The organism is Psychromonas algicola, from assembly GCF_004378355.1.
GTDB lineage: Bacteria > Pseudomonadota > Gammaproteobacteria > Enterobacterales > Psychromonadaceae > Psychromonas.
Map to the genome: position 1 here is coordinate 1 of NZ_SNUB01000023.1, position 16,035 is coordinate 16,035.

Genomic DNA, 16,035 nt, shown 5'->3' on the forward strand with positions numbered 1-16,035 from the left:
CAATTAAACAGGGATTAAAAACAGCGGGCTCTTCGCTTCGCTAGATTTTAGCCCACTATTTTTAACCCGTTAATCGAGCGTTAGAGCTACAAACGAGGAGTTAGCATTTGCTGGAACGAATTGAAAAGACCGTGACAATAAAACCGCGTCGGAGTGTCTCAGCTAAACTCCGTCAGTTGTTGCTGAAAAAGCATAATCATACCTGTGTTTCATGCGGCATAACTGATGACATAGTGCCACTTGAGTTAGCCTCAATTGTTCCAATTTCTGAAGGTGGAGACTTTAGCGAAAATAACTTTACAATACTTTGTCCAAACTGCCACAGAACTTTTGATAGGCAGCCTAGAGAACATGAATTTATTAGTTTTCTATCAGAACTAATAAGTAACAATGATTCCTATAAAAATGTTCAAATAGAACCTCTTTTAGGGAAAAATACTCGTTACCGTGTAGATCTAATAGTTAACAGAGTAAGGCAAAATACTAAAGAAAATCTACTCATCGAATGTAAATCATTTCTCATTAGAGGAATGGCTCGCTCAAAAGGCATCATAGAACAACTTAAAAAATATAAAGAAGAGTATGGCAATTGCCAGATGGTATTGGCGGTTCCTGGTACGTTGAAAGAAAGGGAGTTGGAAATATTTTCTACAGAAAATATTGAGGTTTGGGATCTAGGGTACATTGCTAATAATTTTAAACCACAAATCCAAAATGCTTCACCGAGTTACTACAAAACATTATTTCTAACTCAACTCCATAGAGCTTCTAAGTCTACCAGAGAAGAAGAGCTTATTGACTCTTTAGAGAAGTGTCCCTCTGGCAGGGCAGATTGTTATGTTTATCAAAGTCTAGTAGGAGATATTCTTGAGCATCTATTTACACCTCCTTTAAATAAACCAATTCCCGAACTTGCTGACAAATCTAAGTCAAATCGCCGTGATTTCATTATGCCCAATTATTCTGATAAGGGATTTTGGTCATTCATGAGAGAAAAATATGGTGCTGATTATGTAATCGTTGATGCAAAGAATTACACAAGGAAAGTGAAGAAGACAGAAGCGCTTCAAATGGCCAATTATTTAAAATCTCATGGTGCTGGTTTATTTGGAATCATAGTTTCCCGAAAAGGAGGAGACTCTGCTGGATGTGAACATACGCTGAGGGAGCAATGGCTTATTAGTAAGAAAATGATCTTGGTTCTAAGTGATGACGACATTATCGAAATGTTGATGGCAAAGTCTGATGGCCGTCCACCTGAGGATGTGTTAGGGCGAAAAATCGAGCAGTTTAGGTTGTCAATGTAGCTCTAACAAGAGAATAAATAGTGATTCACTTTAGTTTGTCATTTTTAGTTGCAAACACCGCAATAAAACTGCCAAACTAGTTCACACATTATTCAGGCGTTAGGCATCATCAGGAAAAACAATGCACATTTTTACCACACTAGATAAAGAATCATGCCGTAAAGTCATAGAAGAGGAAGGGGCAAGTCGATTGTCTCTTGTCTATCATCTTAAAGTTAAAGATATTGATGGCTACAAGAAATGGTTGAGAGAAACTGAGCATAACTTTAGTGGCAAAAGATTATATCGGGTTAAGGTTGACCCAGTTGCTCGAGAAGGGATGTTGGTGGATGAAATTCTGATCGACGAATTTTCCTCATTACAAGAGGGGCTCGAATTCTTGTCCACCTTCGGTGATGTTCTAGAACGGTTTTGTTCTGAGCATGTCATCTTAGCAATTAAGCCGGAGCCATCGATTGTTTTTCATATGGTTAAATGGATGTCATGGCTTATTAGGTTGTTTAAAGGGACTGCCGATAAAGGTACACCTAGCGCCAATTGGAGCGCTGAAAATATTGCTGTTTGGCCAGATGACAAGCAAATGGAAGTAGCAAGAACTCAAAATCTGGATGAGGCACTATTTGTTTATAATCTAAATAAATATAAGCCGGTCGCCGAGTACAGGGGTTTTAATGAAGACGGTAAAAGTGTTAGTGGAAAGGAAGCATATGATCGCTATTCCAAAATTGCAGGTTTTGAGTTGCTGAGAAGAGGTGCATACCCAATTTATGGTGGAAAGCCCATTTTTTTATTCGGCGGTCACAAGGATTGTATGCTAGCGGAGCATTGGGATCATTTTATATTTGTTCGTTATCCTCAACGTCGCAACCTTCTAGCCACGATTGAAAGCGAAGAATTTCACAAAGGTGAAGTCCACCGCGATGCAGGGCTTGAACGTGTAGCAATTTTCATGGGCAAAGAAGCCTAACAAGTTGCTGCACTCGGAAAAATTACTCGCTGCGCTCCCAATTTTCCGGTGAGCAAGGCGTTAGGCTTAAAATATGTCATCACTAATATTCGACCTAGACGAGACCTTGATAGATCGAGCAGAGACAATGCGACTCTTCTTAACTAATCAATTTTTCAGATTTGAAGACTCTATCAAAGCAACAAAAGATGAATTTGTCAGATCAGTGCTTCATCATCAGAAGAATGGCTATGAAAACAAGCATACTGCGTATCAATTAGCTTGTGTCGAGTTGTTTGATTGCGATCAGATTGCGGATGAGTTATTCAAAGACTTCAAAGATAAGTATGGCTTTGAAGCTGTGCTTTTCGATGGAGCTAAAGAAGCTTTAGACGAATTATTTCAGAAGTATTCCCTTGGGATAGTGACTAATGGCAGGGCCCGATGTCAAAATGCCAAGATAGATTTTGTGGGTATCAGACATTTATTCAAAGCTATCAAAATTTCAGAAGAATTTGGATCTAAGAAGCCTGATCCTAATATATTTGAAGCTTGTTTGAATGAATTAGGGAGCCAAGCTAATTCTTGTATTTGTATCGGGGACAACCCCGAAAACGATCTAAAACCGGCAATAAAACTTGGAATGAAAGCCATCTGGGTTCGTAATGGCAACTTTTCCAAGCCTAAAGAGGTAGACGGAATTATTGATTCCATAAGCGACATACAAGAAGCAATACAACGGATCGAAACCAATGAAAATGCCTAACAAGCGCAAGCTGGAATGGACAAATTTTCCGCTAGCGCTATAAATTTGCCCCAGTTGCGAACGTTGAGGTTGTAGAATAACTAGTTTTTATAGATTTGTAAAAATTTGTGATTTTTAACTTATTGTTTTATTTGGTAATTAAATTTTAAAATGCTGTGTTTTCTTGGGAATTGAGAAATTCTACAGCCTCGTTATGAGTAATGCGATGAATGATCTTTCCTTCAATGAAGCTATGCAGTATTTAGACTCTATATTGAATCTAAATAAAAGAGGGCTGAATAAGCTATTTCGTGAGCTATATTTGAATCGTTTCGACCAAAAATTATCCGTTAAAGAGGCTGATTATTTCGTAAGTAGCTACCTAGAAATATTAGATAAATGTTACGAGAAAGCGGTTGAAAACTTTCAGTCCTCAGTGCAAGCTGATTTCGAAAGTGAAATCTTTGAAAATTACCCTGAGATTGATAAAGAGCTTAAAGATAAATGGATTCAAGATGCTCATTTCAAAGTGTTTAGGTAAAACTCATAATAATGTATTTAAACGGAAATAAAACGGTGAGTTAGGTTTCGCTTTGCTCCACATTTTAACCCACTATTTTGTCCGCGTTATAGGAAGGTATAAATGAGCATCGAATCTATTAAAGAAAATATTCAGAAATACGGATGGCAATTTCAGTATGTCTTCGATGCTAATGGAGAAAGAGAAGAATTTTCGTATAGTATTGGTTTTGAGGAGTCATTTGATCATCCTGAAATTATGATCTTTGGCTTAAAGCGGGAAACAATGCATTCAATCCTTTCTGATATTGCCTCTGAGATAAAAGATGGTCGGAAATTTGAAGAGGGTGTCAGAACTGCCAATGTCTTAGGCGGAGAATTTGATGTCATCTTTAAATCGGTGAAAGAAAAATATTTACCGGAATATGCAGGCATTGCTACACGCTTTTATGATCGGCCAATCCGTCTAAATGTTATGTTCTGGCCTGACAAATTTAATGCATTACCAACAGAGGCTAGTTGTAAACTTACGGTTCAAAATGAAGCGCTTAAAATCGTATAACAAAGCTGTAAACCAGACTCAAATTATTACCATGATTTGGACTGGTTACAGCGGCATTATGTGGCAAAAGGAATTATAAATTGTGCTAAATAAGCTATTCAGTAAAGGCAATAATCAAGTATCGTTCCTAGTTTGCGATAAAGAATATGATTCACCAGAATTGAAGGATCTTCTAGCATGGTTCAAGAATGGAGGCTGGTCATTCGAAGAGAAAAATTGGTACTTAGCTGGCTCCCAAGAGATTACCGTATATGAAGTTACAAAAGGCAATATAACTGCTCAGCTAGTCTTCGAGACTTACGAGGGAGTTACTCTTTCCACTTCATCCGAAAATGAGCATTTATTTAGTGAAATTAGAGTCAATACATAGCAAGGCAGTAAAGAAGCGGGCACCCATCTACTTTGTTATTGTAATAGTTAAACTATCTTCTTGAAATGCTTATTTTTGCATTTAGGAGAGTGTTTGTTATGACTCAATCTCGCCAATCACAAGTCTCGTTAACTGATACACCTTATTACCATTGTATTTATCGCTGTGTTCGTCGTGCTTATTTATGTGGTGAAGATAAATACACAGAAAAGTCCTTTGAACATAGACGGCAGTGGGTTGTTGAGCGCATGCATTACATTACCTTGCTTCGCTTTTTAATATTGATATTTGTGCCTACGCACTTTTAGTATGAAATTAAGTGTCTAATCACTATCATCTAGTGTTACATGTTGATGAAACACTTAACGAAAATTTAAGAACTGAAGAAATCTGTGGACGAAAGCGACTTGGTTTTGGAGCATTAGTTACAATTTTTTATTTTAGTCTCAATTCAATTAGTAGGTTCACAGCTCTTTTTTGTTCAAAACCTTAACGCTTCTTCTCTTCTTTCATTTGCCAATCTTCTAATTCTACTAAAATAGATAAGGCACCTTGTCCGCCAAATTCAAGGGGAGCTTGGTGAAAAGCTAAAATATCGGGATGTTGCGCTAGCCATAAAGGCACTTGCTTTTTTAGGATATGTTTCCCTACTCCATGGATCACGCTACAACAATACAAGCCTTCTTTTTTACAACAATTAATTAATGCGGCTAATTCACTTTTGGCTTCTTGTTGCGTTAAACCGTGTAAGTCTAAAATGATTTCTGGGCTAAAATCACCGCGACGTAATTGCTTTACTAAGTATTTTTCAGCATCGCTTCGGCTATAACGCATTGGGCCTTCATCGGGTAGTTGAGGCTCAAAGCCATCTGAGAAGTGGCTTTGTTCAAAATTCTGCTCGCGTTTTTCTTTGATAACCGCTTTATTCTTGATGTTTTTCGGTGGCAGTTTTATGGTATCCTGTTGCAACTTTTTGATACCTGCAAATTCTGCGCTAAACAGCGAAAAATCATTATCATTATTTTTATCGGTCATGTTTTTCCCAAGCTAGATGATTGAATGCGGAAGTTTACCTCAATTGGAGAATAAATTGGATACGATTTTTAGTGATGAAGCGGTGAATGAATTAGTCACCATTCAAGATGTAGTACGTTGGGCTGTAACTGAGTTTAATCGTGCCGGCCTATTTTTTGGCCACGGTACTGATAATGCTTGGGATGAAGCAGTGCAATTGGTATTGCCATCACTGAACCTTGACTTGCAAAGTAATGTGACTATTTTGCAATCACGTTTAACCAAACGTGAACGTCAAATGTTAGTGGAATTAATTGTAACGCGTATTGAACAACGCATTCCTGTGCCTTACTTAACTAATAGTGCTTGGTTTGCTGGTTTAGAATTTTATGTCGATGAACGTACCTTGGTACCACGCTCTCCTATTGCTGAATTAATCGAAGCTAAGTTTGCACCTTGGGTGAAAAAATCACCTAAGCGTATTTTAGATTTATGTACTGGCAGTGGTTGTATTGCGATTGCTTGTGCTTATGAATTTCCAGAAGCAGAAGTGGATGCGGTTGATTTATCCGAAGATGCGTTAGAAGTGGCTGATATTAATATTCAAAATCATGGTGTTTCACAACAGGTTTTCCCTATTCAATCTGATTTATTCAGTGGCATCGAAAATGAAAAATACGATTTAATCGTTTCTAATCCACCTTATGTGGATGCAGAAGATATGGCAAATTTACCAGAAGAATATAAGCATGAACCTGAATTGGGGTTAGCTTGTGGTCATGATGGGCTCGATTTAGTTAGAGATATGTTACGCCAAGCAGGTGCTATGCTTAATACAGACGGTGTTTTGTTTGTAGAAGTTGGGAACTCTCAAGTTCATTTGCAAGCGGCTTACCCAGAAATTCCTTTCCAATGGATTGAGTTTTCTATTGGCGGACATGGCGTCTTTGCACTAACTAAAGCACAATTAGATAACATTAAAATTTAAATGAGAAGGTGTAATTGAGCACCTTTTCTTAACTACCTTTTAAAATAAAAATTGATAAGCAGGAATTAAAAAATGGCAGGAAGCAGTATTGGTCAAGTTTTTAAAGTGACTACTTTTGGTGAGAGTCATGGTGCAGCTTTGGGTTGTATTATTGATGGGATCCCGCCGGGGTTAGAAATCACTGAAGCTGATTTGCAACATGATTTAGATCGTCGTCGTCCGGGTCAATCTCGTTACACAACAATGCGCCAAGAAGGGGATCAAGTTAAGATTCTTTCAGGTGTCTTTGAAGGTAAAACAACTGGTTGTAGCATTGGTTTGATCATCGAAAACACAGATCAACGTTCTAAAGATTATTCAGCAATTAAAGATTTATTCCGTCCGGGACATGCTGACTACACTTACCATCAGAAATACGGACACCGCGATTACCGTGGTGGCGGTCGTTCATCGGCGCGTGAAACTGCAATGCGTGTTGCTGCGGGTGCGATTGCGAAGAAATACTTAAAAGAACAATTTGGTATTGAGATTCGAGCTTACTTAAGTCAAATGGGAGATATTACGCCTGATACGATTGACTGGAGTGAAGTTGAAAACAATCCATTCTTTTTCCCTGATACTTCAAAGCTAACTGAATTAGAAGATTGTGTGAAAGCACTCATTAAAGAAGGTAACTCAATTGGCGCTAAAGTGACTGTGGTTGCTTCTGGCGTACCTGTCGGTTTAGGTGAGCCTGTATTTGACCGTTTAGATGCTGAATTGGCACATTCTTTAATGAGTATTAATGCAGTTAAAGGTGTAGAGATTGGTGATGGCTTCGCTGTTGCAAATCAAAAAGGCACTGAGCACCGTGATGAAATGACGCCTGAAGGCTTTCAATCAAATCATGCTGGTGGCGTATTAGGTGGTATTTCAACTGGGCAAGATATTATTGCTTCAATTGCATTAAAACCTACGTCTAGCTTAACTATTCCCGGTCGTACTATTACGACTGATGGCGAAGCGACTGATATGATCACTAAAGGTCGTCACGATCCTTGTGTGGGCATTCGTGCTGTACCGATTGCTGAAGCACAAATGGCAATTACGTTACTTGACCACACATTGCGTCACCGTGCACAGAACTTACATGTCACAACGAATACTCCGCATTTAAAATAAAGCGGTTATAGTCGTCTAAACATTAGAATCGATTTAAAAAAGCCCCTGTTAATTCATATTAACAGGGGCTTTTTGTTTGAGTTGGTAACGAATAAGTTAATCTAAATATTGTTTGAAATTCACTATTTTACCTTCATCAGTTATTTCAATACCTTCTTTCTCTAAGTGTATTTTTTGTCTTAAAAAAGATTCACCTGATAAAGAAATTTTACCCTGCGAATTAACCACGCGATACCAAGGCAAACGTGTGTCCTTTGGTAACTTTGATAATACTTTTCCAACATGACGAGAATGATGTGGAAATCCAGCTCGCTTTGCTAATTGCCCATAAGTGGTTAACTTTCCGACTTCTAAATAAGCGAGAATGGTGTAAATGTTCTGTTGAAACTCTTGCACTGTTTACGCTTCTCTTTTCTGATAAGTGAATTCATTACCTTTCGCTGGATTTCTAGGGATCAAGAAAGACAAAGTTAACGAACATAAAGCAAAGCCAGCACCACAATAAAAAACCCATGACGGATTGCCTATCCATAATAAGCCGAGAAAAACAGGAATAACGACAGCTGCAATATGGTTAATTGAAAAACTAATACCAGCCGTTGCTGCAATATCTTCAGGATTGGCTATTTTTTGAAAGTAAGTTTTAATGGCAATCGCTAAAGCAAAGAAGAGATGATCGATAACATAAAGTGAAGCCGCAACCGTGCTGTTCTCAACCAAACCGTAGGAAATAAATAGAATCATAAGGCCAGTGTATTCAAACACTAATATAGATCGCTCTCCAAAGTGTCCTACCAATCGTCCAATCTTAGCGGCAAATAACCAATTAAATACGTAGTTAATTAAGAATAGGGCGCTGATTTCAGCAACACTGTAATGGAACTTTTCAACCATTAAGAATCCTGCAAACACAACGAATATTTGTCTGCGTGCACCACTAAAGAAAGTGAGTGCGTAATATAACCAATAACGTTTTCTTAGAATGAATTTTTTGTTTTGCTCTGTTAGAGGTGGAAATTGTTTAAAAGCAGAAGCCAATATAATAGTGAGTATCAAACCTAAACCACCAAAGGCTAGGTAAGTCGTTTGATAGCTAACATTAAAGTAATCCATCAAGATCCAAACACTTGCATAAGCAAGAAGTGAAGCCATTGCTTTAACTGAGAGAATTCTTCCTAAAAAATGTGGTGTTTTAGCTTTATCAATCCATTGTAATGTTAATGATTGATTCACCGTTTCAAAGTAGTGGAATCCAATCGACATTAACATAGTAGTCAAATATAACCCCATTACTTGTGGGAAAAAACCTGTGATTGCGACGCCTACAGCTGTGATGCCAAGCGAAAGGATTGCAAGGCGTTGCTCTTTAATGAATAACAAAACGTAAATGACAGTGAAAGCTAAAAATCCAGGCACTTCACGTAAGCTTTGTAAAATACCAATTTCTACTCCTGTAAAGTTAGCTTTTTCAACAACAAAGTTATTAAGCAGTACCATCCAAACAGAAAATATTAATGGCATGATAAACGCCATCGCGAGGAGTAAGTTTTCTGGTTTTTGAAAAAATGGGGGAGATTTCATAGGTGCACAATTATTAGAAAAAGAAGTATTTTACGCTTTTTCTTTTATAAAGCGAATTGTCTGTTTTTTGTGCTTTATTTTTTTATAGAAGAGGTTATTATTTAAACAAATAGACTGTAAAGCTTGCGGCGTATGAGTTCATCTTTTTTCTAACAGGGGATTTACGCAAGAGTTAGGCCGCTTTTTTTAATTGTTTTAAATTATAAAAAAATTCATTTTGAATTTATATTCATTTTTTTTGGGTATAAATTCACATTAAAGATGTGTTTTTTTATGTAACCAAATGTAACGACTTCCTTGCTCTGTGCAATAGATCTTGTTTTGAGCTATGTGTTATCTTGACTTCAAGCATTTTAAGGATTTGTTACTTTCAAGGAGTCTAGTGTTTAGTTGGGCTATAGCGAAGATGGAAAATATGTAACAAAGTGCATAAAAATGTTGGATTTTTTCTCTTGAAAACGATAGAATGTGGTGAAAATAACAGCCGTATAGAGATGGTGAACACAAAAATATGATATAAGCCTGTACTTATAGACATCTTATGCGCGTTTTTTCTTAATCAAGAGAAGTTTATTACTAAGTACCCCCTACCTAAACAGTAGCCTGCCTTAGTAGCTTAAGCTCTTTGTGAACTTTCCAGAGACACTTAAGTGTTAAGTAACAAATTAATTGCTTTTTTTTGGGCGCCAACGGGATGACTCAAGAATAAGTTGTGTGTAGTACCTCGAACATTAGGTAAACGATAAAAAAGACCTTATTGCTTTACCTTGAAGGACATGTTTATGACTAATAAAGAGCAAAACGCTCAAGGCCTTTATGTGCCTGAAATGGAACACGATGCCTGTGGTATCGGTTTCGTAGCACATCTAAAAAACAGCAAGTCTCACAAGATTGTGACACAAGCTTTAGATATGCTTGCACGTATGGAGCACCGTGGTGGTCAAGGTTGTGATCCATGCAGCGGTGATGGAGCTGGTATTCTTTTACAAAAACCACATGAGTTTTTAGTAAATGAAGCTTTAAAAGAAGGCATCACGCTTCCTAAATTTGATCAGTACGGCGTAGGTACCATCCTATTCCCGAAAGATGAACATCATCGAGATCAATGTCGTGAAATCTTAGAGCGAACTGCTGAGCGTCTTTGCCTTGAAGTCATTGGTTACCGTGTTCTTCCTACTGATAATTCAATGATTGGTGATGATCCTCTAAGTAGTGAACCACAGTTCGAACATATGTTTGTGACTGGCGGTCCAGATATGAAGCCAGAGGTTTTAGAGCGTAAACTATTCATTCTACGTAATTACTCAACGCGCATTTGTTTAGAGTCTGTGCAAGGTATTGAAGATAACTTCTACATTAATACTTTCTCTTACAAAACTATCGTTTATAAAGGTCAGTTAACCACTGAGCAAGTACCTCAGTACTTCTTGGATTTACAAAATCCAAGCATGGTAACTGCTTTAGCTTTGGTTCATTCTCGTTTCTCGACAAATACATTCCCTCGCTGGCGTTTAGCGCAGCCGTTCCGTTACATCGCCCATAATGGTGAAATCAATACGGTTCGCGGTAATATCAACTGGATGAAAGCGCGTGAAGCGTTACTTGAAGCTGAATTCTTTACGCGTAGCGAATTAGACATGTTAATGCCAATCTGTACAGATGGTATGTCAGATTCTGCAAGTTTCGATATGGCGTTAGAATTATTAGTGCTTTCTGGCCGAAGCCTTCCTCATGCATTAATGATGATGATTCCTGAAGCTTGGCAAGAAAATAAAGACATGGATCCAAAACGTCGTGCTTTCTACCAATACCATGCAAACTTAATGGAACCTTGGGATGGCCCAGCGTCCGTTTGTTTCACTGATGGTGTTCAAGTAGGTGCAACGCTTGACCGTAATGGTTTACGTCCTTCACGTTACTGTGTGACTAAAGATGATTTCTTAATCATGGCATCTGAATCAGGTGTTGTTGAAATTGAACCAGAGAACATTAAGTCTCGTGGTCGTTTACAACCTGGTCGTATTTTTGTTGCTGACCTTGAGCAAGGGCGCATTATTTCTGATGAAGAAGTAAAAGACAATATTGCAGCAAGACAGCCATACGAAACATGGTTATCTGATAACCTAGTTAAATTAGAAGAGCAACCAGCAGCACTTGAACGTAATATTCAACCTGATGCCGGTAAACTGGTTAAACGTCTACAAGGTTTCGGTGTGACTTCAGAAGAAGTATCTGAAATCGTATTACCAATGCTTCGTGATGGTAAAGAGCCGTTAGGTGCGATGGGTGTGGATTGGCCGTTAGCGGTGCTTTCTCATCAATCTCAGCATTTATCTCATTACTTTAAACAATTATTTGCGCAAGTGACTAACCCACCAATCGATCCGATTCGTGAGCGTATGGTTATGTCGCTAAATACTTATTTAGGTAAAGATAAAAACTTATTATCTGAAACGCCTGAGCATTGTCATAAAGTTGAACTTGAGTCTCCAGTATTAAGTAACGCTGAATTACAAAAAATTAATGCATTAGATGACAAACATCTACAAGCTAAAACGTTAGAAACTTTATTTGCTGCTTCTGGTGAGCCGGGTAAATTGAAGAAAGCGTTAGATCGTATTTGTCGTTATGCAGAAGATGCTGTTCATGATGGTTACGAAATCATTATTCTTTCTGACCGTAATGCAACCTCTGACCATGCACCGATTCCTGCTATGTTAGTAACAGGTGCGGTACATCACTACTTAATTAAACGTGGCCTTCGTGCGCTATGTGATATCGTAGTTGAAACAGGTGACGTACGTGAAACACATCATTTTGCAACCGTTATTGGTTACGGTGCGTCTGCTGTAAATGCTTACTTAATTGAAGAAATGATTGTTGATTTACAATCTAAAAACCGTTTACCTGCAGATAAGTCTGTTGATGATATCTTCAAATCTTACAAATCTGCTATCGATGCAGGTCTATTGAAGATCTTCTCGAAAATGGGTATTTCAACCATTCAGTCTTACCAAGGTGCGCAAATATTTGAAGCATTAGGTATTAGTAAAGCTGTCGTTGACGCTTACTTTAAAGGCACGGTTACGCGTATTCAAGGTATGTCTATTGACGATATCGCCTCTGAAATTTTAGTGCGTCATCGTTTTGCTTACCCATTACGTGCTGTACCTGTTCAACGTCTTGATGTGGGTGGTGTTTACCAGTGGAAACAACGTGGTGAGAAACATCTATTTAACCCAACAACGATTTCGTTATTACAAGAGTCAACGCGTAACAAAAATTACGAACAATTTAAGCAATACGCTGCAACGGTTGATCAGCAAGGTGATGATGCCGCAACACTACGTAGTCAGTTTGTATTTGTACCTAAAGAATCAGGTCCAATTTCAATTGATGAAGTTGAACCAGCTGAAAATATTCTTAAGCGTTTTGCAACAGGTGCGATGAGTTTCGGCTCTATCTCACATGAAGCTCACTCTACGTTAGCTATCGCGATGAACCGTATCGGTGCTAAATCGAACTCGGGCGAAGGTGGTGAAGATCCAGCTCGTTTCTTACCAAAAGAAAACGGCGACTGGGAACGTTCTGCAATCAAACAGGTTGCATCAGGTCGTTTCGGTGTAACTTCTTACTACCTAACTAACGCAGCTGAAATCCAAATTAAAATGGCTCAGGGCGCTAAACCAGGTGAAGGTGGCCAATTACCAGGTCACAAAGTGGATGACTGGATTGGTCGTACTCGTCACTCAACGCCAGGTGTTGGTCTAATTTCACCACCACCGCATCATGATATTTACTCAATCGAAGATTTAGCACAGCTTATCTACGATTTGAAAAACGCTAACCGCGCTGGTCGTGTTAACGTTAAATTAGTATCTGAAGCGGGTGTAGGTACAATTGCCTCAGGTGTTGCTAAAGCAAAAGCTGACGTTATCTTAATCGCTGGCTTTGACGGCGGTACAGGTGCATCACCATTATCATCTATTCGTCATGCGGGTTTACCGTGGGAATTAGGTCTATCTGAAGCGCATCAAACGCTAATGAAAAACGGCTTACGTAATCGTATCGTTTTACAAGCAGATGGTCAGATGAAAACGCCACGCGATTTAACCATTGCAGCGTTATTAGGTTCTGAAGAATGGGGCGTAGCAACAGCAGCATTAGTGGTTGAAGGTTGTATCATGATGCGTAAGTGTCACTTGAATACCTGTCCTGTTGGTATCGCAACACAAAACAAAACATTACGTGAACGTTTCGACGGTCGTGTAGATGATGTCGTTACTTTCTTCAATTACATGGTGCAAGGCATGCGTGAAAACATGGCTGCATTAGGTTACAAAACAATTACTGAAATGGTTGGTCAAACGCAAAACCTTAAAGTACGTGACGATGTAACACATTGGAAATATAAGAACTTAGACTTAAGTACTATCTTGTTCAAACAACAAGGTAAAGCTGAAGACGGCATGTTCAACCAAACGACTCAAAAACATAATCTTGAAGCCGTATTGGATAGAAAACTTATCGAGCTAGCAAAACCTGCACTTGAAAAAGGCGAAGCGGTAACGGGTGAATTCCCTATTACTAATATCGACCGTTCATGTGGAACCATGCTTTCTAACGAAATTTCTAAAGTCTACAATGACAGTGGTTTACCAAAACCAATGCAAGTTAAATTCACAGGTTCTGCGGGTCAATCATTTGGTTGTTTCCTTGCAAAAGGTGTTGAGTTTACTGTTGAAGGTGATGCGAACGATTACTGGGGTAAAGGTTTATCTGGCGGACAAATCGTTGTTTATCCTTACCGTAAATCTATCTTAGTCGCTAAAGACAACATCATCGTGGGTAACGTATGTTTCTACGGTGCAACATCAGGTGAGTCTTACATTAATGGTATGGCTGGCGAACGTTTCTGTGTACGTAACTCGGGCGCAGAAGTGGTTGTTGAAGGTATCGGTGACCACGGTTGTGAATACATGACTGGCGGAATCATGATTAACCTTGGTTCAACAGGTCGTAACTTTGCAGCTGGTATGAGTGGCGGTGTTGCTTATATTTGGGACCAAGACGATTCATTCAAAGCTAACTGTAATATGGAACTGGTTGATTTAGATCCTCTAGAGCAAGCAGATAAAGACTTATTAATTGCTAAAGTCACTAAACATTTAGAGTTAACTGAGTCGAATCAAGCTGCTGCATTCCTTGCAGATGTTGAAGCAAGTTTAGCTAAGGTTGTTAAAGTTATGCCGCGTGATTATAAGGCAGCATTAGCAGCTAGAGCGAAAGGAGAAGCATAATGGGTAAGCCTACTGGATTTTTAGAATTAGGTCGTGAACTTCCACCGAAAATATCGGTTGAAGAGCGTCTAAAAAATAATAAAGAGTTTGTACAAAACGATGTGTTTGGTGAAAAAGTTAATGACCAAGCATCTCGTTGTATGGACTGTGGTGTTCCTTTCTGTCACAACGGTTGTCCGATTGGTAACATCATTCCTGAATTCAATGATGCGGTTTACCGTGGTAGTTGGTTAGAAGCTTGGGAAATCCTAAGCTCTACTAATAACTTCCCTGAATTTACGGGTCGAGTTTGTCCAGCACCATGTGAAAGTTCATGTGTTTTGGGTATTAACCAAGATCCAATTACGATTTGTAATATTGAAAAATCAATCGTAGAAAAAGCGTATGAAAATGGTTACGTTAAACCAAAAATCCCAACTGCTCGTAGCGGTAAAACCGTTGCAATCATAGGTTCTGGTCCAGCTGGTCTTGCAGCAGCAGAGCAATTAAACTCAGCAGGTCACACTGTGACAGTTTATGAGCGTGATGAAAAAGTAGGTGGTTTATTACGTTTTGGTATTCCAGACTTTAAACTAGGCATGGACGTTATCGACCGTAAAATCGCGGTAATGGAAGCGGCTGGTATTAAAATGGTTGTGAATGCACATATTGGTGTTGATTTTGATGCTAAAGAATTGCGTAAGCAGTTTGATGTTGTGCTATTAACAGGTGGCTCTACGGTGCCACGTGATTTACCAATTCCAGGTCGTGACTTAAAAGGTGTTCATTTTGCGATGGAATTCTTAGGTCAAAATAATCGCCGAGCAAACGGAATGGATCTTAAGACTGAAGAAATCTTCGCTAAAGATGATCACGTTGTAGTTATCGGTGGTGGTGATACAGGTTCTGACTGTGTGGGGACTTCTAATCGTCACGGCGCTGCGTCTGTAACACAAGTGGAAATCATGCCGATTCCACCTGAAAAACGTACTGTTAATATGCCTTGGCCTTCGTACCCAATGATCTTAAAAACAACGACTTCTCACGAAGAAGGTGTGGATCGTCATTGGTCAATCCTAACTAAAGAATTCATCGGTGATGAAAACGGAAACGTTAAAGAGTTAGTGGTTGCAGATATCGAATGGGAAGAAGCAGCACCGGGTCAACGTCCTAACTTTAAAGAAATTGAAGGTTCTGTACGTTCAATTCCTTGTACTAAAGCCTTCTTGGCAATGGGTTTCTTACACCCAGAACCAACAGGTGTTTTAGCACAGTTAGAAATTGGCTTAGATGAGCGCGGTAACGTTAAAACTAACGATTACCAAACTACGCAAGAAGGCGTTTTTGCCGCTGGTGATATGCGTACAGGTCAATCATTGATCGTTCGTTGTATTAACGAAGGTCGTGAAGCTTCACGCGCAATCGATACGTACTTAATGGGTGATTCTAACCTTGAATGTATCAACGATTCGTTAATGATGGCTGACTAAGGCTTACCTTTAAATAAAGTAAGCTAGTTAAAGAAACCCTCTCCTTTATAAGCAGAGGGTTTTTTATTGCCTG

The 16,035-nt window shown here is 38.9% G+C and carries 13 protein-coding genes; 10 read left to right on the forward strand and 3 right to left on the reverse strand.

Annotation, left to right across the window (positions count from 1 at the left end; translation table 11 throughout):
- Positions 1-107: 107 nt before the first annotated feature.
- The 6 genes from E2R67_RS11595 to E2R67_RS11620 all read left to right on the forward strand — a co-directional run bounded on the left by E2R67_RS11595 (position 108) and on the right by E2R67_RS11620 (position 4,757).
- Positions 108-1,307 (forward strand): HNH endonuclease, encoded by a 1,200-nt coding sequence (locus E2R67_RS11595; RefSeq protein ID WP_243837007.1) that lies wholly within the window; start codon positions 108-110, stop codon positions 1,305-1,307.
- Positions 1,308-1,428: 121 nt separating this feature from the next.
- Positions 1,429-2,274, forward strand: coding sequence for a DUF1330 domain-containing protein (locus tag E2R67_RS11600; RefSeq protein ID WP_134291120.1), 846 nt, complete (start codon positions 1,429-1,431; stop codon positions 2,272-2,274).
- A 73-nt stretch (positions 2,275-2,347) separates the two neighbouring features.
- Positions 2,348-3,019, forward strand: coding sequence for an HAD family hydrolase (locus E2R67_RS11605; protein ID WP_134291121.1), 672 nt, complete (start codon positions 2,348-2,350; stop codon positions 3,017-3,019).
- A gap of 205 nt (positions 3,020-3,224) precedes the next feature.
- Positions 3,225-3,539 carry a hypothetical protein gene (locus E2R67_RS11610; RefSeq protein WP_134291122.1) on the forward strand — a complete coding sequence of 105 codons (315 nt, stop codon included), beginning with the start codon at positions 3,225-3,227 and terminating at the stop codon, positions 3,537-3,539.
- A gap of 102 nt (positions 3,540-3,641) precedes the next feature.
- Entirely contained in the window at positions 3,642-4,079 is a 438-nt protein-coding gene (locus E2R67_RS11615; protein ID WP_134291123.1) for a DUF4262 domain-containing protein, read from the forward strand.
- 468 nt (positions 4,080-4,547) lie between these two features.
- On the forward strand, positions 4,548-4,757 hold the full coding sequence (locus E2R67_RS11620; protein ID WP_243837008.1) for a Type I secretion system protein TolC: 210 nt from the start codon (positions 4,548-4,550) through the stop codon (positions 4,755-4,757).
- Positions 4,758-4,938: 181 nt separating this feature from the next.
- On the opposite strand, the gene smrB is transcribed toward E2R67_RS11620, so the two are convergent.
- The gene (gene smrB, locus E2R67_RS11625) at positions 4,939-5,484 is read right to left on the reverse strand and encodes an endonuclease SmrB (RefSeq protein ID WP_134291124.1); all 546 of its coding nucleotides are present in this window, start codon (positions 5,482-5,484) and stop codon (positions 4,939-4,941) included.
- A gap of 55 nt (positions 5,485-5,539) precedes the next feature.
- Here smrB and prmB point away from each other — a divergent pair, with 55 nt between their 5' ends.
- Together prmB and aroC are read left to right on the forward strand one after the other, a co-directional pair.
- Entirely contained in the window at positions 5,540-6,451 is a 912-nt protein-coding gene (prmB, locus tag E2R67_RS11630; RefSeq protein ID WP_134291125.1) for a 50S ribosomal protein L3 N(5)-glutamine methyltransferase, read from the forward strand.
- A 72-nt stretch (positions 6,452-6,523) separates the two neighbouring features.
- Positions 6,524-7,612, forward strand: a complete 1,089-nt coding sequence (gene aroC / locus E2R67_RS11635) for a chorismate synthase (RefSeq protein ID WP_134291126.1) — start codon at positions 6,524-6,526, stop codon at positions 7,610-7,612.
- 96 nt (positions 7,613-7,708) lie between these two features.
- Here aroC and E2R67_RS11640 read toward each other — a convergent pair whose 3' ends face one another.
- Both E2R67_RS11640 and E2R67_RS11645 read right to left on the reverse strand, forming a co-directional pair.
- A complete protein-coding gene (locus E2R67_RS11640; RefSeq protein WP_134291127.1) occupies positions 7,709-8,008 on the reverse strand; it encodes an MGMT family protein in 300 nt (99 codons plus the stop codon).
- Between the two features lie 3 nt (positions 8,009-8,011).
- On the reverse strand, positions 8,012-9,133 hold the full coding sequence (locus tag E2R67_RS11645; RefSeq protein ID WP_445177041.1) for an MFS transporter: 1,122 nt from the start codon (positions 9,131-9,133) through the stop codon (positions 8,012-8,014).
- A gap of 842 nt (positions 9,134-9,975) precedes the next feature.
- Here E2R67_RS11645 and gltB point away from each other — a divergent pair.
- Both gltB and E2R67_RS11655 read left to right on the forward strand, forming a co-directional pair.
- The gene (gene gltB, locus E2R67_RS11650; RefSeq protein WP_134291129.1) at positions 9,976-14,493 is read left to right on the forward strand and encodes a glutamate synthase large subunit; all 4,518 of its coding nucleotides are present in this window, start codon (positions 9,976-9,978) and stop codon (positions 14,491-14,493) included.
- Positions 14,493-15,962 (forward strand): glutamate synthase subunit beta, encoded by a 1,470-nt coding sequence (locus E2R67_RS11655; protein WP_134291130.1) that lies wholly within the window; start codon positions 14,493-14,495, stop codon positions 15,960-15,962. The genes gltB and E2R67_RS11655 overlap by 1 nt, the downstream gene beginning before the upstream one ends.
- Positions 15,963-16,035: the final 73 nt, after the last annotated feature.

Excerpts from the sequence above, each read along its gene's own strand:
- E2R67_RS11600 (WP_134291120.1), top strand. The coding sequence starts at position 1,429 with ATGCACATTTTTACCACACTAGATAAAGAATCATGCCGTAAAGTCATA.
- E2R67_RS11605 (WP_134291121.1), top strand. The coding sequence starts at position 2,348 with ATGTCATCACTAATATTCGACCTAGACGAGACCTTGATAGATCGAGCA.
- E2R67_RS11610 (WP_134291122.1), top strand. The coding sequence starts at position 3,225 with ATGAATGATCTTTCCTTCAATGAAGCTATGCAGTATTTAGACTCTATA.
- E2R67_RS11615 (WP_134291123.1), top strand. The coding sequence starts at position 3,642 with ATGAGCATCGAATCTATTAAAGAAAATATTCAGAAATACGGATGGCAA.
- E2R67_RS11620 (WP_243837008.1), top strand. The coding sequence starts at position 4,548 with ATGACTCAATCTCGCCAATCACAAGTCTCGTTAACTGATACACCTTAT.
- smrB (WP_134291124.1), bottom strand. The coding sequence starts at position 5,484 with ATGACCGATAAAAATAATGATAATGATTTTTCGCTGTTTAGCGCAGAA.
- aroC (WP_134291126.1), top strand. The coding sequence starts at position 6,524 with ATGGCAGGAAGCAGTATTGGTCAAGTTTTTAAAGTGACTACTTTTGGT.
- E2R67_RS11645 (WP_445177041.1), bottom strand. The coding sequence starts at position 9,133 with ATGCCATTAATATTTTCTGTTTGGATGGTACTGCTTAATAACTTTGTT.
- gltB (WP_134291129.1), top strand. The coding sequence starts at position 9,976 with ATGACTAATAAAGAGCAAAACGCTCAAGGCCTTTATGTGCCTGAAATG.
- E2R67_RS11655 (WP_134291130.1), top strand. The coding sequence starts at position 14,493 with ATGGGTAAGCCTACTGGATTTTTAGAATTAGGTCGTGAACTTCCACCG.